The sequence below is a fragment of the Pedobacter punctiformis genome, from assembly GCF_027213715.1.
Taxonomy (GTDB): domain Bacteria; phylum Bacteroidota; class Bacteroidia; order Sphingobacteriales; family Sphingobacteriaceae; genus Pedobacter; species Pedobacter punctiformis.
The window spans coordinates 1-21,113 of the sequence record NZ_JAPWGM010000003.1 but is presented as its reverse complement, the minus strand read 5'-3'; the positions used below and the strand labels follow the sequence as shown (position 1 = coordinate 21,113).

The 21,113-nt window shown below is 37.5% G+C and carries 14 protein-coding genes; 8 read left to right on the top strand and 6 right to left on the bottom strand.

Annotated elements, in window-relative coordinates:
* The first annotated feature begins 10 nt into the window (after positions 1-10).
* The 3 genes from O0955_RS09145 (at position 11) to O0955_RS09135 (ending at position 4,413) form a co-directional block, all read left to right on the top strand.
* Complete coding sequence (locus O0955_RS09145) at positions 11-1,480, top strand: RagB/SusD family nutrient uptake outer membrane protein (protein WP_269427247.1); 1,470 nt, start codon at positions 11-13, stop codon at positions 1,478-1,480.
* 86 nt (positions 1,481-1,566) lie between these two features.
* A complete protein-coding gene (locus O0955_RS09140) occupies positions 1,567-2,973 on the top strand; it encodes a TlpA family protein disulfide reductase (RefSeq protein WP_269427246.1) in 1,407 nt (468 codons plus the stop codon).
* 30 nt (positions 2,974-3,003) lie between these two features.
* Complete coding sequence (locus tag O0955_RS09135) at positions 3,004-4,413, top strand: TlpA family protein disulfide reductase (RefSeq protein ID WP_269427245.1); 1,410 nt, start codon at positions 3,004-3,006, stop codon at positions 4,411-4,413.
* A 509-nt stretch (positions 4,414-4,922) separates the two neighbouring features.
* Here O0955_RS09135 and O0955_RS09130 read toward each other — a convergent pair.
* From O0955_RS09130 to O0955_RS09115, 4 genes are all read right to left on the bottom strand, one after another.
* Complete coding sequence (locus tag O0955_RS09130) at positions 4,923-6,206, bottom strand: tetratricopeptide repeat protein (protein ID WP_269427244.1); 1,284 nt, start codon at positions 6,204-6,206, stop codon at positions 4,923-4,925.
* Between the two features lie 660 nt (positions 6,207-6,866).
* Entirely contained in the window at positions 6,867-7,325 is a 459-nt protein-coding gene (locus tag O0955_RS09125) for a MaoC family dehydratase (protein WP_269427243.1), read from the bottom strand.
* A 157-nt stretch (positions 7,326-7,482) separates the two neighbouring features.
* Positions 7,483-8,259 carry an oxygenase MpaB family protein gene (locus O0955_RS09120; RefSeq protein WP_269427242.1) on the bottom strand — a complete coding sequence of 259 codons (777 nt, stop codon included), beginning with the start codon at positions 8,257-8,259 and terminating at the stop codon, positions 7,483-7,485.
* A 634-nt stretch (positions 8,260-8,893) separates the two neighbouring features.
* Positions 8,894-9,529 (bottom strand): TetR/AcrR family transcriptional regulator, encoded by a 636-nt coding sequence (locus tag O0955_RS09115; protein ID WP_269427241.1) that lies wholly within the window; start codon positions 9,527-9,529, stop codon positions 8,894-8,896.
* 173 nt (positions 9,530-9,702) lie between these two features.
* On the opposite strand from O0955_RS09115, the gene O0955_RS09110 reads away from it, so the two are divergent.
* From O0955_RS09110 to O0955_RS09095, 4 genes are all read left to right on the top strand, one after another.
* Positions 9,703-10,755, top strand: coding sequence for a serine hydrolase domain-containing protein (locus O0955_RS09110; RefSeq protein ID WP_269427240.1), 1,053 nt, complete (start codon positions 9,703-9,705; stop codon positions 10,753-10,755).
* 76 nt (positions 10,756-10,831) lie between these two features.
* Positions 10,832-11,560, top strand: a complete 729-nt coding sequence (locus tag O0955_RS09105; protein ID WP_269427239.1) for a hypothetical protein — start codon at positions 10,832-10,834, stop codon at positions 11,558-11,560.
* A 271-nt stretch (positions 11,561-11,831) separates the two neighbouring features.
* Complete coding sequence (locus O0955_RS09100; protein WP_269427238.1) at positions 11,832-12,770, top strand: serine hydrolase domain-containing protein; 939 nt, start codon at positions 11,832-11,834, stop codon at positions 12,768-12,770.
* Positions 12,771-13,163: 393 nt separating this feature from the next.
* A complete protein-coding gene (locus O0955_RS09095; RefSeq protein ID WP_269427237.1) occupies positions 13,164-13,373 on the top strand; it encodes a bacteriocin immunity protein in 210 nt (69 codons plus the stop codon).
* Positions 13,374-13,522: 149 nt separating this feature from the next.
* On the opposite strand, the gene O0955_RS09090 is transcribed toward O0955_RS09095, so the two are convergent.
* Both O0955_RS09090 and O0955_RS09085 read right to left on the bottom strand, forming a co-directional pair.
* Positions 13,523-14,905, bottom strand: a complete 1,383-nt coding sequence (locus tag O0955_RS09090; protein WP_269427236.1) for a helix-turn-helix transcriptional regulator — start codon at positions 14,903-14,905, stop codon at positions 13,523-13,525.
* 166 nt (positions 14,906-15,071) lie between these two features.
* On the bottom strand, positions 15,072-16,505 hold the full coding sequence (locus tag O0955_RS09085) for a tetratricopeptide repeat protein (RefSeq protein WP_269427235.1): 1,434 nt from the start codon (positions 16,503-16,505) through the stop codon (positions 15,072-15,074).
* 411 nt (positions 16,506-16,916) lie between these two features.
* On the opposite strand from O0955_RS09085, the gene O0955_RS09080 reads away from it, so the two are divergent.
* Positions 16,917-21,113: beta strand repeat-containing protein (locus O0955_RS09080; protein WP_269427234.1), on the top strand; the 4,197-nt coding region annotated here is incomplete at its 3' end.

Genomic DNA, 21,113 nt, shown 5'->3' with positions numbered 1-21,113 from the left:
ACCAAAAGAAATGCTACATATTAATAAAAATACGATAAAGTTCGTTAGCATACTTTTTATAAGTATGGTGCTTAACGGATGTAAAAAAGATTTCCTTGATATTAATCCAAAAGGTAAGTTAATTGCCCAAAAAACTTCAGATTATGACCTGCTTTTAAATGACCAGGCCTTAACTCTTGTGACCCCAGCTTCTCATATCCTAATGTCAGATGAGGTTGCTGGCTCATCACCTGCATTTTCATCATTAGGGGCAGGAATTGGAACACTAGCCGATCAGAAAGCTTTCAAATGGGAAGACGATATCTATGTGCAGGGCGATAACGCATCTGAGATTTCACTTTTGGTAAAGGGCATTTACACCAATAACAAAATTATCAATGAGGTAATGACTTCTGAAGGCGGAACAGATGCTCAGAAAAAAGCCATTCTGGCAGAGGCACTGGCAGGAAGAGCCTGGGCAAATTTTGTGCTGATTAATTTGTATGGTAAACCTTATAATACTAACTCTTCATTAACCGATCTGGGCATTCCTTTGTTAAAAACAGCCGATGTAACTCAAACAAAATTTACCAGGGCAACCGTTCAGGAAGCCTATGATCTGATTATAGCTGATCTTAATCAGGCCATACCTGATTTATCTGCTACTGTAGTTAGCCGGGTAAGAATGTCTAAAGCAGCAGCAAAAGCACTTTTGGCTAAAGTATATGTATTTATGGGGAAATTTGATCAGGCCTTGCCTTTATTAAATGGTTCCATATCGGATCTAACAGGTGCCGAAGTGCCAGTAGGTTTATATAATTTTTCGACAGAATTAGCTGCAGGTGGGGCATTTTATCCATCTAATCCAATTGTCGGACCACCAAGAAATGATCCGAATAAGGATAAAGAAATTGTTTTCTTAAGGTATACACCTAATTATTATAGTTATGTCTTTTCAGGAGCGGTTATTAGTCCGGAAGCATCTGCCTTATTCAAGGCCAGTGATTTAAGGAAACAATTCTTAACACCTTACTCATTCGGCATGGCCTCTGTGTATCCTTTGGGCATGCTTAGGACTTACGGTAAAGGTTATAGTAGTATGGGTATAACCGTACCTGATATGTATTTGCTGAGAGCTGAATGTAGATCACGCTTAGGCGATTTGCCTGGTGCTGCAACAGATATGCAGGCCTTTAGATTAAACCGAATGCCAGCTGCCGACGCCGCCGTTCCAGCAGGGGTTTCCGGTGATCAGGTTACCCTAACAAAATTTATTTTGGAAGAAAGAATCCGCGAATTTGCGGTAAACGGTGATCGCTGGTTTGATATGCGTCGCCTTTCTGTTGATCCTGTATATAAATCTACAGTTGGAACTACACACAGGATTTATGATAATTCCGGTGCGGTTACTGCAACTTATACCTTGCGGCCAGAGCGACTTACTTTCAGATTTCCGCTATACATTATGAATGCGAATCCTGATATGCCTCAAAACCCCTGAGAATAACGATTGGCTGTTAAAAAACAATTTACAGGAATTAACAACCGCTTAAATTTTTTGAGAACTAACATTTAAAATATTTTAAAATGAAAAGAATAACCCTAGTATTGATATTTTGTTTTTGTACAGGAATAACTTTTGCTCAGCAAAAAGGGGCAACTGTATCTGTAGACATTAGCCCTTTAAAATTAGATTCGTTACGTCTTTTTAAGTACGACAATAATGATTTGTACGCAAAAGCAGATAAAGACGGAAAATACCGGTATAATTTCCCCGAAACACCACCAAAGGAAATCATATTGGTTGGACCCAAAAATAAAATGATCTATGCATTTCTAGAGAAGGGCAGCCAGGTGAACATCAAAACAGATTTTGATCAGCAGACTAGCTTCTCTGGTAAAGGTGCAGAAAACTCACAGGTACTAAACAATTATATGGGTACTTTTGATGCTGCCTTTGCTAAAATTGATGCGAGTAAAATGACAACGAAAGAATTTTTCGATGTATTAAACAAGACCAATCAGATACCAATTGATCTGCTCAATCAAAATAAGCAAAAAGTAAGTTCCTCTTTTTACGAATTTGAGTTAACAAATCTAAACTATAAAAAGGTAAAAGATTATATGTGGTTTGGATATTATTATATCCTGGGTACCAAGAAAAAATTCTCTGAAGAGTCTCCTGCCGATCTTTGGGAACAGAATAAGGAAGTTAAATTTGATGATCATTTACTGGGCAACCGTTCCTATGACGCACTCCTTTTATATTTTTATCCTCCTTACCTGCGTAGGCGTGAACTTTTTTTACAGGGAAAACTGGATAGCCCACACGAACTGCAGGACGCATTAACGGATTACCAAATGATTGTAAAATATTATCCTACCGGTAAAATAAAAAATGAAGCGTTAAAGAAAACAATGGTAAGCGTTTTGGATCAGGCTAAGGATCTGAAAACGGTAAAACCGCTAATGGAAGAACATATTGCTAAATATGCCAGTGCCGGTGAAGCAAAGGATTTGCGTGAAAAGTATGATACAATGGATAACCTATCTTCAGGGAAAATGGCCCCTGATTTTACACTAAAAAGTCTGGATGGTAAAGATATATCCTTAAAAGATTTTAAGGGTAAAGTAGTTTATCTGGATTTCTGGGCGAGTTGGTGTGCGCCATGTCGTGGCGAAATGAAGAATGGTAGCCCTAAGCTCCACGAAAAATTTAAAGATAATAAAGATGTCGTTTTTCTTTATGTGAGTTTAGATAGTAAAGTAGATGCCTGGAAAAAAGCCATTGAAGAAGATAAAATAGAGGGTATTCATCTGCTTTCGCAGGCAACCTCCGGGGTAAATACACCAATAGCCAAAGCCTTTAACATTTCTGGTATTCCACGGTATGTAATTATTGGTAAAGATGGAAAAATATTTGATAACGATGCTTCAAGACCCAGTGAAGACAGGACCCCTGTAAGAATTAATGAAGCACTAAATGCAAAATAAATAAAGTCTTATTTATGAAAATCTAAAATCATGATCAGAAAAATAATATTAATGTTTGCCTTAGGGCTCAGTGTGGCAACAACATTTGCACAAAAAGATAAATCAACAGTTACCGTCGAAATTACATCTGTAAAAGTAGATTCTATGTGGGTTGTACCGCCCAAAGGAGGTGTGTTTTTTGTAAAGCCAGGAGCGAATCATAAATTTGTGCTTAATTTTAATCAGGAGGCTCCGTTTATCCTTACGTTTGGCATCGATGTTCCTAAAAAAGGGAGAATATCGCTGTTTATTGAAAAAGGTGATCATTTAAATGTTACCACAGATCTGGATCAAAAATCTGTATTCACAGGTCAAGGATCTGAAAATGCAAAAGTGTTTGATGAGTTTACTAATGCCTATTTAGCAAGCTATTTGAAATTGGATGCGAGTAAAATGACAGCAAACGAAGTGTTCGATAGAACGATGGCTATGGGGCAGCACTCCTTAGATATTTTAGATGCAAACAAGCAAAAGGTAAGCCCTGCATTTTATAAGTATCAATCTATTGCTCTTTTATATCAAAAGTTAGGTTCTGGTATGATAATACCTTATTTATATCATGTGGGTTTAGGTAAAAAAATTTCTGAATCTATACCCGAACACTTTTGGGATGTAGAAAAGCAGGTGAAAATGGATGATAAACTTTTAGAAAACCCTGAATATGCGAGGTTTATGCAGGGTAGTTTTCCAATACTCTTAAGCTATAAAGAAAAATTTAAAGATGGAACATTAGATAGCACTTTCACGTCTGAAGCAGAGACTAATCTCAAATTAAGTGTGGTCGAAAAAACATATACAGGAAAGGTCAGGAGTTTAGCGTTGGGCGCAATTCTTAAAGCCGCATTAGCAAGGGCAAATGATGTTGCCTCTGTAAAACCTTCAATTGACGATTATATAACCAAATACGCCAATGCTGAAGATGCTAAATCTATATTATCCACCTACGATAATTATATAAAAACTGCTGCCGGAAAAACACCGCCTCCTTTTGTTTTAAATGATTTAAGTGGTAAGGAAGTGACTTTAAAGGATTTTGCAGGAAAGGTGGTTTACATGGATTTTTGGGCCAGCTGGTGTAGCCCCTGTAGGTACGAGATGAAGAATGGCAGTCCAAAGTTACATGCAAAGTTTAAAGATAATAAAGATGTGGTTTTCTTATACATCAGCATAGACAGTAAGACCGAAGCATGGCGGAAAGCAATTGAGGAAGACAAAATAGAAGGAATTCATTTGCTTTCGCTCGGTGGCAATGGAAGCCCGGTAGCCAAGGCTTTTAACATTACTGGCATTCCTCATTATGTAATTATAGGAAAGAACGGAAAAATATTTGATAATAATGCACCGAGACCAAGTGAAGATAAAACACCTAAACGAATCAATGAAGCACTAAATGCCAGGTAGATTTAACAACTAAAACTTTTATAACAAAGTTCGGTATCAACTTATTTGCTACCGGCTTTGTTGTATTAGCTTATCCAAAAATGTAGGGAGTAAGGTTTATCGGTTATTCAATCTGCTCAACAAAATGCTGATAAATATATTAAAGTCTGAATTCGTTAGATATGGGGCTTTGTGAGCACCATATACAGGTAAACCCGACGGAGGATGGCAAGTCAACAGAAATAAGTGTCCTAAATTTCATTGGAAATCATTTAAACACCAAATCTGGTCTGCAACTGCTTATTTATCAATGGTCATGAATGGTTTGATAGGATACATAACGATGAAAATGGAATTCATTCCACTCCAGGTAAAAGTTCTACAAGATTCTCGAAATACTTTTATAAAAAAAACTTTTGCACTTCCATTATTTAAATAACTAATTGTAGATTAGCTTGTTAATTGGTTATTTTGTGGTCTGTAAAGCGGTGGTTCGAGAATTTTCAGAATTTCTCAATCGATTGAGTTAATTAAAAATCACATCCTTTAATCAATCCTTTAGATAAGCCGATTTTTTTAACTTCACCATCTTTCTTAATCTCGACAAACCTTTCTACACGTTGGCTACGCTCAACAACATAATCCTCATCACGATAATAATTGGTTATCATCTGAGTATTGCCTTGCATTGCTGTATTTGAACCAGTGTAAACCCGGTTCGTTTTTAGTTGATTAAAATTATGAATCATCTGGATAAAATATTTGCCTGGTTTTAATCCTTCAAAGCTAAATCTTCCCTCTCCATCAGTAAAAGCTTCAATCGCGTACTTATTTGCTTCTTTTGACATATAAACCGATATTTTTTTACCTTCTTTCTTATCCCGTAGTGCATACCACTCTTCCAGATAGGGTGTAACAGGGAATAATACAACTTTAGCGCCCCCGGCTTTAAATATAAGTCCATCAATCTTCGAACAGGCTCTACCTTCAATTCTAGATAAGCCACGACTTAAGGCAGATTTGGCCAGCGCTGCATCGAAGCTACCTTGTGGATAGATAGAACGCTTCGTGTTTCCGGATGTAGCCGAAATTTCGCCACCCAAATCGCTATATTTCTTCCGGTCGAGATCGGCCAGTTTGGTATTTCCTATAGCATCATAACAATCGGCACGATTGATATAAGCCAAAAGAAATTTCGGGTCAATTTCTATCGCTTTTGTATAATTTGTAATGGCTTGGGTGAAGTTCTCCTTAGTGCTGTATACATATCCAATGTTATTATATCCAGTGGCATCTTTGGGCAATAACTTAACGGACATTTGATAATCTGCCATTGCTAAGTCTGGCTTTTCCATATTATTCAAATAAATATTGCCCCGGTAAATGTATAACTCCGGATAATTTTTACCGCCAAATTCAATAGCTTTTGTATAATTTGCAACGGCCAATTCATAGTTCTTTTGAATTTCGTAAATGATACCCTGGTTTTTGTAAACCGCAGGTTCTCTTGGTTCCAGTTGGATAACTTTTGCATAATCGGCAAGTGCCTCCGAGTATTGCTCTTTTTTCTTGTAGGAAACGCCACGGTTTAAATAAGCATCAGAGAATTTAGGATTAAGTGCTATTGCCTTGGTGTAGTCGGCAATGGCCAGATCATATTTCTGTTCCTGGAAGTATTTACCTCCCCGATTATAAAATGCATCTGCAGTACGGGGATTTTGTTCAGTAGTACCATTTTGAGCAAGAAGCGTATTGGTGTTAGTAATTAGTATTATAACTATTAAAATAGAAAATTTGGTTAATTTTTTATGCATAATATCAGTCGTTTCATTTACTTGTTTGAATCAATTAGGTTTTTATAGCCAATTTTTGCTTTACAGGATTCGATGCGTAAATCGAAATAATGGAAAGTAGTTTGAATATTAGCCTCATCACGTTGATTCAAATATAGTAAATAACTGAAATAAATAATCAACACGAAATACTTTATCTGTCTGATTTCATTTCATTTCTATGTTTATTGTAGATACAACAGGTTCGGCTGTAGTGCAATGATTTTTAAAAACCATTTAAACAAATGCCAGATGTATGATGTTGGAATAATAATCGTTGTTGTATATGATCCTGGCGAAAATGGGGCACATGAATTGGTTTGTACACTGTTGACTGGTACTAAACACCATTAATGCAAACCTTTAATTTCCTACCAATGGTTTTACTAAACTTAAAGCTTTTTCATTACCAACCAATGCTATTTTATGCATCATAATCAATGTACTCCGAAATAAAATCAGACAAATGACGAACGCACACAAATAATGATTGCTAGCTTTGCTTTATGGAACAGTTTATTGAATTTATTTTACAATTTGGCTGTTTGAACAAACAACAAACTAACCTTATCACAAGTAAAGCAACAGAATTAGAACTTCACAAAGATGAATGCGCTTAAGACAATCTGAATATTTACCATTTTAGTTGAAATGGTATAAAAATACCACATTCCCGGTATAGGCAGTTTTAGATTGACCTTTTATATCGAGATTTGCCTCAATAACAACTTTTGTAATACCTCTCAAATCAGAAATTGAAATAAGTTTTGCTCTAAGCTGAACTTCGTCATTTACCAAAACGTGCCGGTTGAATTTAAATTTTTCTATGCCGTAATTTACTTCCATTTTAACATTCCGGATATCAGCTATCTGTTTCCAGAGATACGGAATAAGTGATAATGTTAAATAACCATGGGCAATTGTTGTTCCAAAGGGCCCGTCTGATTTGGCTTTTTCCTCATCCACATGGATCCACTGATTATCAAGTGTCGCCGCTGCGAATCTGTTAATTTGTTCCTGACTTATTTTATGCCATTTTGATGTACCAATGTGGCGACCTAAATGAGCTTTGTATTCTTCAAAACTGTTAACTATAACCATACAATTATTTTGATTTCCATTTGACCGGAACAGGTGAATTTTTTCGCAATTGCCAAGAGGCAAGGTATAAAATTTTGTAGGATTTAAGTTTATTAATACTAAAATACTTACTTGGTAACTTTTTTACAATTATCTAAATTGAATGAAATTATTCATTTTAGATAGTCTGTCTTTTACGTTTAATAATTTCCAGGTCCAGTATCTGTGCTTTGTATTCTGCAGGGAGAATCAAATTTCTTAAAGTTTTGTGCAAATTAAACCCTCTACTCAATTTATATAAAGCAAGAATTGGAATAACTAGTTTTCCTTTTCCTAATTGTAGCAATTCGTTTACCCGAACAGGTACAATTAGCGCTTGTATTTTTCGCATTAAGAAAAATCTAGAAAAGCCCAGGTGCTTTTTATATTGGCTAAAAAGATCTTGAGAAAAATGACTATAAACCAAATCTTCATGTAATTGTAGTTCGTGCATGGATTGCCATTCAGTGAAATTGGTTGGAAGACCATTTATTTCCATCCTTTGCCCAACAAGATAAAAAGTATTAAAAATTTCTTCTTTTTCTGCCAGATTAAGTTTTCTTTCCAATACTTCAAAAGATCGAATAGAATAGTCGATCAACATAAACAGCACATCCCGGTAAGCCCAATCTGGAATTTTGGTGTTTCTTGCTCCTTCAACATGCTTATGAATCATTGTAATTTGATCTATTGCTGCATTGGCTTCATTTAATGGAGAAAATACTATTTTTTGCGCATAGGCCACCGTTGAAAATAATCGCCCTAAAGGATCTTTCGGAAGTTTGCCAGTAAAATATAACCAATCAACTGCTTTATTGAGGCTGAATTCTGCTGCGGCACCAGCAAAAATGAAAAGGATTACATCGGTATTGCCCCATATTTTTCTTACAATAGAATGTTCATTTACAAAGTCCATAATCTATAATTGCTTTTTAATCTTTCAACTTTTTTATGTTGATGTGGCATAATGTCAATAGGATAGGAATAGATATAAGGCTTGCGATTCAATGCTTGTGTTTTTTAAAGTGCTTTGTATTTCAAAGTAACTGTTAAATTTTGAATATTCAAAAAGTAAGTCAACTTTTTATTTAACTATTGAGATTGTGCAGAATGATATTGATCCTGCCCGATAGGATGTGACTACCTTTTATTATTAAATTTGTACGTTGAGAACATTTAATTGAAAATTAACCTACTTATTCGGGGTATTAATCATTGTAGAAAAAGAATAGAGATTCAGCATAGGTTTTCATACTTATATTGTGGCAGTATTGCGATATAAAATCATGGGAAGGATAGCTTCGAATAAAAAGAATCTTCATAAAACTGAAAATATCCATCAATCGGCTTTACCTTCTTTATATAACTCAATATATGGCCAGTTGACCGCGGAAAACGATACTTATGTAACTACTGTCACTTAAAATTTCAAAATAATGCGAGTTTTCTACGAAATCATCAAATCCTGTTTTAAAAGTTTTTCCAACAAGAAGCGGGCGTTTATCCAGTAAGATTTTGAAGTTTTCTTATGAACATTATTGGCTTTACATTTATTTCAAAAAAGTATATACTTGTTCAATCAGCATCGCAATTGCTTTTTTTATCTGGTTTCTTCCTGTTTCACTTTTAATGTCAATCCCACAAAATGTATTTCCATTAATTTCTGCGTAAAGATTAAGGTAATATGCCCCGGAAACAATTAGCGCCATTGCTGCTCGGGAATCTTCTGAATTTTCTGCAAAATAAGTATCCATAATGTTTTGTAAAATAAATTCACCGTTTGCTTCCTGTTCATCGGTAAGTTTTTTTAATGAATTTCTTGGCTCGGATAATCGCCAAAGCAAAACTTTTTGAAATTCTTTATTTCTAAAAACATAATCAAATTGCTCCAACACCGTATTTGTGATAAATTCTTTTCCTCCATCAGTTATTTCATTAGGTTCGATTTCGCTTTTTACATTGCTCCAGAAATCCTGTGTTTTTATATATTCATCTAACAGTCCTTCCAATCCTCCGAAATAATTGTAAATCAGTTTTTTATCTAACCCGGCAGTAGTCGCGATATTATTTATTTTCAAGGCAGAATAACCCTGGGTTTTCAGTATTTTCCCTACTGCATCCAGAAATTGCTGTTTACTATTTTCTTTGTTCCTTATTCGGGTTTTTACCGGGTTATCTTCCATCATTAAATTTTATAAAATAGGAAATAATTTATTTGTCACTGATTGGTGACTTTGTGTACATTTGCAAAATATCTTTTAAATACAAACATAACTGAATCTATAAAGCATTACTAGTTTTCAAATGATTTATTAAAAACCATTCAAAAAATAAGAATCGATTTAAATTGCTAAACCTTATGAAACATTTTTTTGTGCTTATTTATCTTTTTATAATGTTGTTTTCAAGTTGCCAGTTAAATGCCCAAAAAAAAGATAATTACTTCATAAAAATTGATAGCTTAATTAAAACTAAAAATCCCAGGGATTTTAACGGCGTGGTTTTCATCCAGCAAAACGGGAGAGAGAAATATGCCAAAGCTTTTGGCTATGCCGATTTCATTAAAAAAACACCATTGAAAATCGATGACAAATTTTCTACAATGTCTATTGCAAAACAGATTACAGCTACCTTGATTTTGCAGGAAGTAGAAAAAGGAACCATTGATTTGCATGCACCCATCCGCAAATATTTGCCCGATTTTAAATACAGTTGGGCAGACACGGTGACCGTTCATCACTTGCTCAACAATACTTCTGGATTGTACAGCGAAAATATAGATAAACCGTTAAAATTCAAGCCAGGAACTACTTTCAGCTATTCAAATATTGGGTATTACGTTGCAGGATTGGTTTTAGAAAAGCAAAGCGGGAAAACTTTTCAGGAATTGGTAACGGCTTTATTCAAAAAATGTAAAATGAGTAATAGTTCTTATCCGACCGAAACGAGCAGCAAACTTATGGTCAAAGGTCACACCATCGGAAAAGATGGCAGTTCCAGGCTTAATGAACATTCAGATTTTGGCCCGGATAATTATTTTGGAAGCCACTTAATTGTTACTGCACCCGATTTGGCAAAATGGAATGAATGTTTGCATAATGGAAAATTGCTTAAACCTGCAACTTACAAGATGATGACGAATTATGTAATTACCGATACGCACCAGGTTTTTAGCAAAAATCCGATTGGTTACGGCTACGGTCTGCGAATTAATGACAAAGAGGGCATTATGGAAATAGGGCATACGGGCTTTCACCCAAGCGAAGGGTTTATCGCTGTAAATTTATATTATCCGAAAACCCAAACTAGTGTTATTGTTATGGAGAATGTAGGCAATGAAAATTTTGATATTGCTTATTATTTTGAGCAAGAAATCAGGAAGATTATCCTAAAATCCAATCTTGTAAAATGAGAAAATGCAAAAACATTTAAAAACAACTAAATATAGTGGTATCAATTTTTAATAATTAAATTTAAAAACAGGTCAGATGAAAAGTAAAATTTATTTATTCCTCTTATTGACGTTTTTCAATGCAAGTCTTTTGTATTCACAATCAACCAAGTTTGTATGGGGTGAAAAAGAAAAATTGGAAAAAATAAAAAAACTGCAAGATAGCACTCAATGGGATAAAGAAATGTTATTGGGTGATTTAAATCAAATCAGACCAAAACTGGAACAGGAGGGTATGAATTTTGGGGTATTTCCAGCAGCTAAGTACAAACAAGGTTTGGGTACTGGATCAAGTGCAGAACGCAATTTTTTTGGTAAAACTCTTTATTGGAACTATTTCTTCGGTGAAAAAAATATAGTTAATCAGGAATACCTGAAAGATAAAAAAAGTGAGGTATTTTTCGCTATCGTTATTCTAACAGATACATTAAATTTTTCCAATGAGAAATATAATATGTCGTACAATGTGGTTTCGAGAAATTATCCTGATAAATTGGGTAACGGCATACTGAAAACAAAAAATAATTCAGTTGAATACACTGCTTTTCTTACGGGTGACAGAAAGCAATTTGCATTGGTTAATTTAAGGTTATTTGATCTAGATCAGGGAAGGTTGATTTTGATTGCCCCGCAAAAAGATGGTTCACTTCGTTCCAAGCAAATTAAAATGCCCTTACTTGAATTTGAAAATATTAATGAATATGTAAGGTCGGTAATAAAAGAAAATGATGTAAAAAAGTTCTTCATGGATTTTGGTAATATATAATTCCGTTTAATAGGGTTGCTAATAGATTGATTGCAAAATTAAAATTCATTTATGCAGATTGTAAACCGACCCTTATCAGCTTTTATGTCTCGATTTTACGCCCGATCACAAAGCAAAAACGGTACCTAACTATTTAAACCAACCTTTCACGAAAACAAGAAATTAAATTATGCAATATAACAGACAACTATTCTCAATCTTCATTATTCTATTACTTCTGGTAAATAGGGTATTTGCACAAACGGGGCAGATAAAACAAATTGACTCTTTAATGAAATGGTCAAGCCAGATTGGTGTTTTTAATGGGAATGTATTGGTCTCAAAAAATAATAAAATAATATACAACGCTTCATTTGGATTTACCGATGCCACTAAAGCGAATAAATTAACTACCGACTACAGATTTCACATTGGCTCAATTACAAAGGAATTCAGTGCGGTTGCTTTAATGCAATTGAAAGAACAAGGCAAATTGAAACTGGATGATAAGGTTTCCAAATTTATTCCCGAATTGCCACAATGGGCAAATGAAGTTACCATTAAAGATTTACTGCAATACACAAGCGGAATGCCTGATGTAAACTGGAAAAGTATTAAAAATGACAAAGACCTTTTTGATGGTTTAATGCTTATTGAAACACTTGATTTTAAACCCGGTACAAATTACGATTATAACATGAATAATGTTTTTCTAAGACAGTTTATTGTCGAAAGATTGGCCAAAATGTCTTTTAAAACGTATGCAGAAAAATTCATCTTCCAACCTTGTAAAATGAATTCTTCTGTTATGACTTCTTTCAAAAATGAAGAAAATATAGCCAAAGGATTTAATAATAATTTAGTGGCAGATAAAGCAGATCTGCCCATAACAGGAGGAACTTACCTCACAACAGCTGATTTATTAAAATGGGAGAAATGTATTCAGAATAATAAGCTAATCAATAAAAAATCACTTTACGAATTAGGTCAACAATTTGATTTGCCAGAAACGCAATCATCCCTTGGACAGGCAAAATTTAAAAACGAAAAATTAATTAAACATTTACACGATGGAAGATATGGAAATTATGAAGCAATTCTAGTTTCGGATATTGATGAAAAGTTCACTATCATTCTGTTAGACAACAACTATAACGGGAAAGTTTTTGAAATTTCGGATGCGATTACCGCAATCTTGAAAAATCAAAAATGTAGCATTCCGAAAAAATAATTGAATAATAAACAATTCAAGATTAACAGTTTAGGATCAAGCATTAGCACCCCGATAATGGCATAATTTCAGCCAATAAAATGGTATATGTTTGAACTAACTAAAATCGTATTCGGACTCGGCATTGTATTGAGTATGATCTATAGCCTTTCGATCTGGTCTTCCTTTGAGAAGCGGAAAAGAGATTGCTATTTATTTGGGAAGTATTGCGATAAACATCTTGATTGGCCTTTGGTTCTCATACATGGCCACCAGAGACAGGTGATCCGCAGGATGGAATGCTTAGACCGGATTATGCAGATTTGTAGGCTGATTACAATCGTCATTGCACTGATTTGGGTAATTGTTTATTTCATTAGAAGATTTTGACTTTTTAACCTGATATAAACTAAAATGACAAGAACTGAATTAATTGAACTAGCAGAAAAGATACAAAATGCTGCTGGAGCAACTGAAGCAGAGAACGACAACATGCTTGAGCTTTTTTTGGCAAATGTACCAGACCCTAATGCCAGTAATTATTTTTTTGAAGTGGAGTACAATGCGCTAAGCCCGGAGGAAATTGCAGATAAGGCATTACGCTATAAACCTTTTCAACTTTGATTTACAATATTTTCGAGGATGATAATCAATAAAAACCATGCAAATAAAAAGTGCTCTTGAACCTGACCTGAAAACAGCTGAACAGCACACACTACCAGCATGTACTGAATACTATTTTAAGCGATACCAACTTTTGCGATGAGCATCTTCTAAATATTTGACATCCAAATATTAAAATCTTGTTCCGAAGGAATTCCAAGCTTTTTTCTGATCCTATATTTTTTTGACTCTACTGCCCGTACAGAACTTTTCGTGTATCTGGCTATTTCTTTAGTTTCAAAATTTAGTCTTGCCATTACACAAAATTCAGTCTCTGTAGCAACCAGGTTAGGCGCTTTTTGGAGGATCTTTTTACAGAAATCAGGGTCAAAGTCATTGAACTTTATTATAAAGGCCGGATTATTTGCTATGGCCAATTTAACAACTTCTTTCAGCTCTTCAATTTTTGATTCGCTCTGTTTGTCTTCTTTCAGTTCAATTTTCCTGATAAGTGTTTCTATTGTTTCATTTGCTTTGCTTACCGATTGTTCATTTTCTCTTCGCAATAGTAGTTCAGCTTTATTAAGTTTTACAATAAAGATAATCAGGAACAGAGCGAGAATAAGTATTAATACTAAATTGATAAGAGAAAACTTATTTAATATAGATGCAGTTTCCTGGTAGTTTTTGAGTGCCAATGCCTTAAAACTGTTGGCAAAGTCATAATTATTATCTTTTACTTCATTAATAATATTTTCTAGCCGGTTGATAATATTGGTATTTAAAACAGTTAATTCCCGTTGCATATTGTGCAGTTTCGAGTTCTGTTCTTGCAATAATTTCAATTTTTTCAGGTAAACGTTGCGGTCGCTATTAAGGTCGGGAGCAACAGCTTTCTGAATGCTTTGATCCTTTGACTTATCAGCAGTACTTTTGTTAATTTGAATTACTGAACTATCTTCTTTATTAATAATAGCATCTCTAATCCTCCTGAATAATCCTTTCTTTTTGGTGGTTTTTTGGACTGTGTCAATATAGGTCTTAGCTTCATTAAATTGTTGATAGATTAACTTTGGGAACTCACGATTCACATGGTCTATATCTTTTTGAAAAGCGCTATGCAAGAAAAGGAGTGAGTCGAAGCTATGCCTCAGGCTATAAAGTTTTGCAGAAAGGTCTATTTTTTTTATATACCACAACTTAATCTGTCTGTTCTGAACAGGACTTAAATAAGAGGTATCTTTTTGATCCTTTAATAGTGTATCTATTTCTCTGAATGCTTTGGCTAAATCGTTTTTATAATCATTAATTTTTTTTTGGCTGACATCCAAAAGAGATTGCTGAAAATTATCTTCGGCCTGATGAAGTAGCAATAGTGCACGCTCAGGTCTGGATTGCTCATTACTGGCGTTAATTGCAAGATTGGAAATATGCGTTAGTTTTCCGATCACCCTATTGCGCACAAAGAAGAATGTTACCGAAAAAAGGATGGCAAATATCAAAAATACTAAAAGAAGTCTTCTACCTAATCTTTTGGAATAAGTAATGTTCATTATCAGTTGTAGCTTATTGATGGAATTTGGAAAATGTGAGCGTACATTTTATCCAAATACAAAAAAGGGCAACCTAAAATGAAAAATGAGATTTTGCATCTACGCATTTCTACGCACAAAATCATATGGCCTGTGGATCAGACTATTAAAATGTATGCGTAGAAAATCAGATGTTAGCTATCCAGAGATAAGTGTCCTGGTCAGTAGGGATGGAAAGTTTTTTTCGAATGCGGTATTTCTTAGATTCTACCGCTCTTACAGAACTTTTTGTATATCTGGCAATTTCTTTTGTTTCAAAGTTAAGTCGTAGCATTGCACAGAATTCAACTTCGGTTGCTACAAGATTTGGGGCCAGATTGTTTAACTTCTTTCCGAAATCAGGATCAAAATCATTGAACTTTAAATAAAATGAAGGATTGTTCTGAATAGCCAATTGGACAACTTCCTTTAATTCTTCGATTTTTTGTGGAGATCTGTATTCTCGGTTTTCATCAATTTTCTTTATTAGTTCATTAATTCTGATTTCACTGATCTTTCTTTCTTTTTTTAATCTATAACGGTACAAAAATATTAGACTGATAACAATTAACAATAAAATAGAGGATACAGAAATAATCCAACGGGTTCTTTTTTTGTTTTTTTCTATCGTTTCTTCTTTATGACCTACAATATTACTGAGTGGAGCCTTAACTGAAGCTTTTTCGATTTTATTGATACTGTCGCCCAGCTTGTTGCTAAGCTGAAGATATTCAGTCGCTTTTTTGTTGTCGTTCAGCCTGTCGAAGATCTGTGATAGTCCTGTATAGGTTTTTTTTAACTGGTAAATATTTTTTAGCTTAATGGATACATCCTCGGCTTGTTTATAATAAGCCATAGCTGTGGAATATTTTTTTTGTTGATAATAGAGCTTGCCCAAGGAATTGAAAGCGGCTGCAGTAATGTTATTATTATCTTTAATTAGGGTAGCTTTTTTATAATAGACTTCTGCAGAGTCGTATTGTTTATGATTTTCAAAAACCTGACCAAGATTATATAAGGCTAAATTCAACCCTTTACTATATTTAACACTATCTCTGATCTGTATAAACTCAGAATAGCTTTTTCTTATGAAATAAAAGGCTGAATCTTTATCTCCATTCGACATCTGAATATTACTACCCAGTGACGCGTAGATTATCCCTAAACTATTATGCTGCTGATCTCTTTCCTTAATTCTTTTTGCTACAGAAATTGCCCCGAATAAGGCTTGTTTTCCATAGGTATAAAATCCCAATTTGGAATAAACCTGACTTTTTAAGATGAGAATTTGTGTAGGGTACAATGCGTCATTTACCTTAACAGTTAAAGTATCGGCCTTAGCAGTAAGTTTTAATACATCTTCATACTTGCCGGTATTAAAACTCTCACCAGCAAGCAATATTAAACTTTTAATAGTTCCTTCATTGTAATTTGCTGCTTTGGAGATACGGTATGCTTTGTTAATTAATTGAACGCGTTCCTCAATGTTATGAGACTGATTAACACCTTGAAGGAGGCTGTCAATTTGACTTATTCGGTATTGCGCATAGACTGAATTTGCCCGAAAGAGGAAAGAGCTCATTATTATAATAAAAGTGATCTTTACTTTCATTCTTACTGTAACAATAAGTTGTAATCTTTGGTAAAGTTAGCTTTTTTCTGATTTAAAAGGAAAGGATATTTTAATGAAAAATATTCCTAAAGGCTAGAAGACTTTCAATTTTTTAGCAGCAACTAATATTTGTCTTGTCGTTTTCAAGTAAATAGAAATTATTTTTTGATTTTGTTTTTTTTGTAATCTATTGTTTTTCAGTTAGTTGATTATGTGCGTAGAAGTGCGTAGCGTATTGTTTCTTGATAGCCTTTTTCTTTGTACTCTTTAAATTGATTAAAACTTAGGAGTTAGAGTTTATAAATAAGATTCGAAAAATGAGAATAAAAAAAATCAACCCTATAATTTAAAAAAATACAAATGAAAATTATAAGGATGTAAATGAAAAAAAAATTACTAATCTGTTTTAGCTTCTCAATCATGGCTATATCTGTTGCTGCACAGCAAAAGATTAAAGATGGTTCTACAAGTAACAACAATCTTCCGAATAAGGATGCAATTTTAGAACTGGAGAGTTCTAACAAAGGTTTTTTACATACCCGTGTTGCCTTAAAGGCTTCTACGAATGCCTTTCCGCTGAGTGCACATGTTGCGGGGATGATGGTTTATAATACCGCGACTGAAAACGATGTTGTGCCGGGTATTTATTACAATGATGGTAGTAAATGGGTTTTTGTAAGAAGCAGCAGTTCGATATTGGTTGAAAGTCAACCTGGTAAGACAGGTACACCTGGTACTCCCGGTCAACCTGGTGGTCCAGGATCTGGGGTTACGATTGTGACCAATGACAGTGGTACCTGGGTTTATAACCCAACGACCAATACCTGGACAAATATTAGCGGAGGAAAGGGAGCCGATGGAAAGAATGGTACTTCTGTAACAGCAGGTTCAAATACGCCTGTAAATGGAGCGGGTTCAAATGGGGATACTTATATTAATACCAGTACTGGAGATGTTTATACAAAAGAAGGAGATGTTTGGGTATTAAGTGGGAATATCAAAGGCCCGAAAGGAGATGCAGGTGTAGTTGGTGTTCAGGGTATGCCTGGCACAAGCGGAGCACCTGGTACTCCGGGATCAGGCACCGCTGGAGCACCTGGGACAGGGGTTACGATTGTAACGAATGACAGTGGTACCTGGGTTTATAATCCAACGACTAATACCTGGACGAATATCAATGGTCCAAAAGGAGATAAAGGTGATGCAGGTGTAGTTGGAGTTCAGGGAATGCCTGGCACAAGCGGAGCGCCTGGTACTCCGGGTTCCGGCACCGCTGGCGCACCTGGGACAGGGGTTACGATTGTAACGAATGACAGTGGTACCTGGGTTTATAACCCAACAACCAATACCTGGACCAATATCAATGGTCCAAAAGGAGACAAAGGAGATAAAGGAGACGCAGGCGTAGTTGGAGTTCAGGGTATGCCTGGCACAAGCGGAACGCCTGGTACTCCGGGTTCCGGCACAGCTGGAGCACCTGGCACAGGGGTTACGATTGTAACGAATGACAGTGGTACCTGGGTGTATAACCCAACGACTAATACCTGGACGAATATAAACGGTCCAAAAGGAGATAAAGGTGATGCAGGAGTAGTAGGTGTTCAGGGAATGCCTGGCACAAGCGGAGCACCTGGTACACCGGGTTCCGGCACAGCTGGAGCACCTGGCACAGGGGTTACGATTGTAACGAATGACAGTGGTACCTGGGTGTATAACCCAACGACTAATACCTGGACGAACATCAATGGTCCAAAAGGAGATAAAGGCGATGCAGGCGTAGTTGGTGTTCAGGGGATGCCTGGCACGAGTGGCACACCTGGTACTCCGGGATCAGGCGCAGCTGGTGCACCTGGCACAGGGGTTACGATTGTAACGAATGACAGTGGAACGTGGGTGTATAACCCAACGACGAATACCTGGACAAACATAAACGGTCCAAAAGGAGATAAGGGTGATAAAGGCGATGCAGGTGTAGTAGGTGTTCAGGGTATGCCTGGCACAAGCGGAGCGCCCGGTACTCCGGGATCAGGCACCGCTGGAGCACCTGGGACAGGGGTTACGATTGTAACAAATGACAGTGGAACGTGGGTGTATAACCCAACGACCAATACCTGGACAAATATAAACGGTCCAAAAGGAGATAAGGGTGATAAAGGCGATGCAGGAATAGTTGGTGTTCAGGGAATGCCTGGCACAAGCGGAGCACCTGGTACACCGGGTTCCGGCACAGCTGGTGCACCTGGCACGGGTGTTACGATTGTGACGAATGACAGTGGTACCTGGGTTTATAACCCAACAACCAATACCTGGACCAATATCAACGGTCCAAAAGGAGATAAGGGTGATAAAGGCGATGCAGGCGTAGTTGGAGTTCAGGGTATGCCTGGCACAAGCGGAGCGCCTGGTACTCCGGGTTCCGGTACGCCTGGTGCACCTGGGACAGGGGTTACGATTGTGACGAATGACAGTGGTACCTGGGTTTATAACCCAACCACGAATACCTGGACCAACATCAATGGTCCAAAAGGAGATAAGGGTGATAAAGGCGATGCAGGAATAGTTGGAGTTCAGGGAATGCCTGGCACAAGCGGCACACCTGGTACTCCGGGTTCCGGCACGCCTGGTGCCCCTGGCACAGGGGTTACGATTGTAACGAATGACAGTGGTACCTGGGTGTATAATCCAACGACTAATACCTGGACGAATATCAATGGTCCAAAAGGAGACAAAGGAGATAAAGGCGATGCAGGAATAGTTGGTGTTCAGGGAATGCCTGGCACAAGCGGTACGCCTGGTACTCCGGGTTCCGGCACGCCTGGTGCCCCTGGCACAGGAGTTACGATTGTAACGAATGACAGTGGTACCTGGGTGTATAATCCAACGACTAATACCTGGACGAATATCAATGGTCCAAAAGGAGATAAAGGCGATGCAGGAATAGTTGGTGTTCAGGGAATGCCTGGCACAAGCGGTACGCCTGGTACTCCGGGTTCCGGCACGCCTGGTGCCCCTGGCACAGGAGTTACGATTGTAACGAATGACAGTGGTACCTGGGTTTATAACCCAACAACCAATAGCTGGACGAATATCAACGGTCCAAAAGGAGATAAAGGCGATGCAGGCGTAGTTGGTGTTCAGGGAATGCCTGGCACAAGCGGAGCACCTGGAACTCCGGGATCAGGTACGCCTGGAGCACCTGGGACAGGAGTTACGATTGTAACGAATGACAGTGGTACCTGGGTGTATAACCCAACAACCAATACCTGGACGAATATCAATGGTCCAAAAGGAGATAAAGGCGATGCAGGCGTAGTTGGTGTTCAGGGTATGCCTGGTACAAGTGGCACACCTGGTACTCCGGGATCCGGCACCGCTGGTGCACCTGGCACAGGGGTTACGATTGTAACGAATGACAGTGGAACGTGGGTTTATAATCCAACAACCAATACCTGGACGAATATCAATGGTCCAAAAGGAGACAAGGGAGACAAAGGTGATGCAGGAGTAGTTGGTGTTCAGGGCATGCCTGGCACAAGCGGAGCGCCTGGTACTCCGGGTTCCGGTACGCCTGGTGCACCTGGGACAGGGGTTACGATTGTGACGAATGACAGTGGTACCTGGGTTTATAACCCAACCACGAATACCTGGACCAACATCAATGGTCCAAAAGGAGATAAGGGTGATAAAGGTGATGCAGGCGTAGTTGGAGTTCAGGGGATGCCTGGCACAAGCGGCACACCTGGTACTCCGGGTTCCGGCACGCCTGGTGCCCCTGGCACAGGGGTTACGATTGTAACGAATGACAGTGGTACCTGGGTGTATAACCCAACAACCAATACCTGGACGAATATCAATGGTCCAAAAGGAGATAAGGGAGATGCAGGCATAGTTGGTGTTCAGGGGATGCCTGGCACAAGTGGCACACCTGGTACACCGGGATCAGGTACGCCTGGTGCACCTGGCACAGGGGTTACGATTGTGACGAATGACAGTGGTACCTGGGTGTATAATCCAACGACTAATACCTGGACCAATATCAACGGTCCAAAAGGAGATAAGGGTGATACTGGTGCACAAGGTCCAATTGGCTTAACTGGTGCTACAGGAGCTCAAGGTCCGCAAGGAGATAAAGGAGACAAGGGTGATACTGGTGCACAAGGGCCAATTGGTTTGACTGGTGCTGCGGGAGCTCAAGGTCCACAAGGAGATAAAGGGGACAAAGGAGATACTGGTACACAAGGGCCTATTGGTCTGACTGGTGCTACAGGAGCTCAAGGTCCGCAAGGAGATAAAGGAGACAAGGGCGATACTGGTGCACAAGGGCCTATTGGTTTAACAGGTGCAACAGGGCCTGCAGGAGCTCAGGGACCTATTGGTTTGACTGGTGCTGCAGGAGCTCAAGGTCCGCAAGGAGATAAAGGAGACAAGGGTGATACTGGTGCACAAGGACCAATCGGTTTAACAGGTGCAACAGGGCCTGCAGGAGCTCAGGGACCTATTGGTTTGACTGGTGCTGCGGGAGCTCAAGGTCCGCAAGGAGATAAAGGAGACAAGGGTGATACTGGTGCACAAGGTCCA

Excerpts from the sequence above, each read along its gene's own strand:
- O0955_RS09095 (WP_269427237.1), top strand. The coding sequence starts at position 13,164 with ATGACAAGAACTGAATTAATTGAACTAGCAGAAAAGATACAAAATGCT.
- O0955_RS09085 (WP_269427235.1), bottom strand. The coding sequence starts at position 16,505 with ATGAGCTCTTTCCTCTTTCGGGCAAATTCAGTCTATGCGCAATACCGA.
- O0955_RS09135 (WP_269427245.1), top strand. The coding sequence starts at position 3,004 with ATGATCAGAAAAATAATATTAATGTTTGCCTTAGGGCTCAGTGTGGCA.
- O0955_RS09105 (WP_269427239.1), top strand. The coding sequence starts at position 10,832 with ATGAAAAGTAAAATTTATTTATTCCTCTTATTGACGTTTTTCAATGCA.
- O0955_RS09125 (WP_269427243.1), bottom strand. The coding sequence starts at position 7,325 with ATGGTTATAGTTAACAGTTTTGAAGAATACAAAGCTCATTTAGGTCGC.
- O0955_RS09110 (WP_269427240.1), top strand. The coding sequence starts at position 9,703 with ATGAAACATTTTTTTGTGCTTATTTATCTTTTTATAATGTTGTTTTCA.
- O0955_RS09100 (WP_269427238.1), top strand. The coding sequence starts at position 11,832 with ATGAAATGGTCAAGCCAGATTGGTGTTTTTAATGGGAATGTATTGGTC.
- O0955_RS09130 (WP_269427244.1), bottom strand. The coding sequence starts at position 6,206 with ATGCATAAAAAATTAACCAAATTTTCTATTTTAATAGTTATAATACTA.
- O0955_RS09140 (WP_269427246.1), top strand. The coding sequence starts at position 1,567 with ATGAAAAGAATAACCCTAGTATTGATATTTTGTTTTTGTACAGGAATA.
- O0955_RS09090 (WP_269427236.1), bottom strand. The coding sequence starts at position 14,905 with ATGAACATTACTTATTCCAAAAGATTAGGTAGAAGACTTCTTTTAGTA.
- O0955_RS09120 (WP_269427242.1), bottom strand. The coding sequence starts at position 8,259 with ATGGACTTTGTAAATGAACATTCTATTGTAAGAAAAATATGGGGCAAT.
- O0955_RS09145 (WP_269427247.1), top strand. The coding sequence starts at position 11 with ATGCTACATATTAATAAAAATACGATAAAGTTCGTTAGCATACTTTTT.
- O0955_RS09115 (WP_269427241.1), bottom strand. The coding sequence starts at position 9,529 with ATGATGGAAGATAACCCGGTAAAAACCCGAATAAGGAACAAAGAAAAT.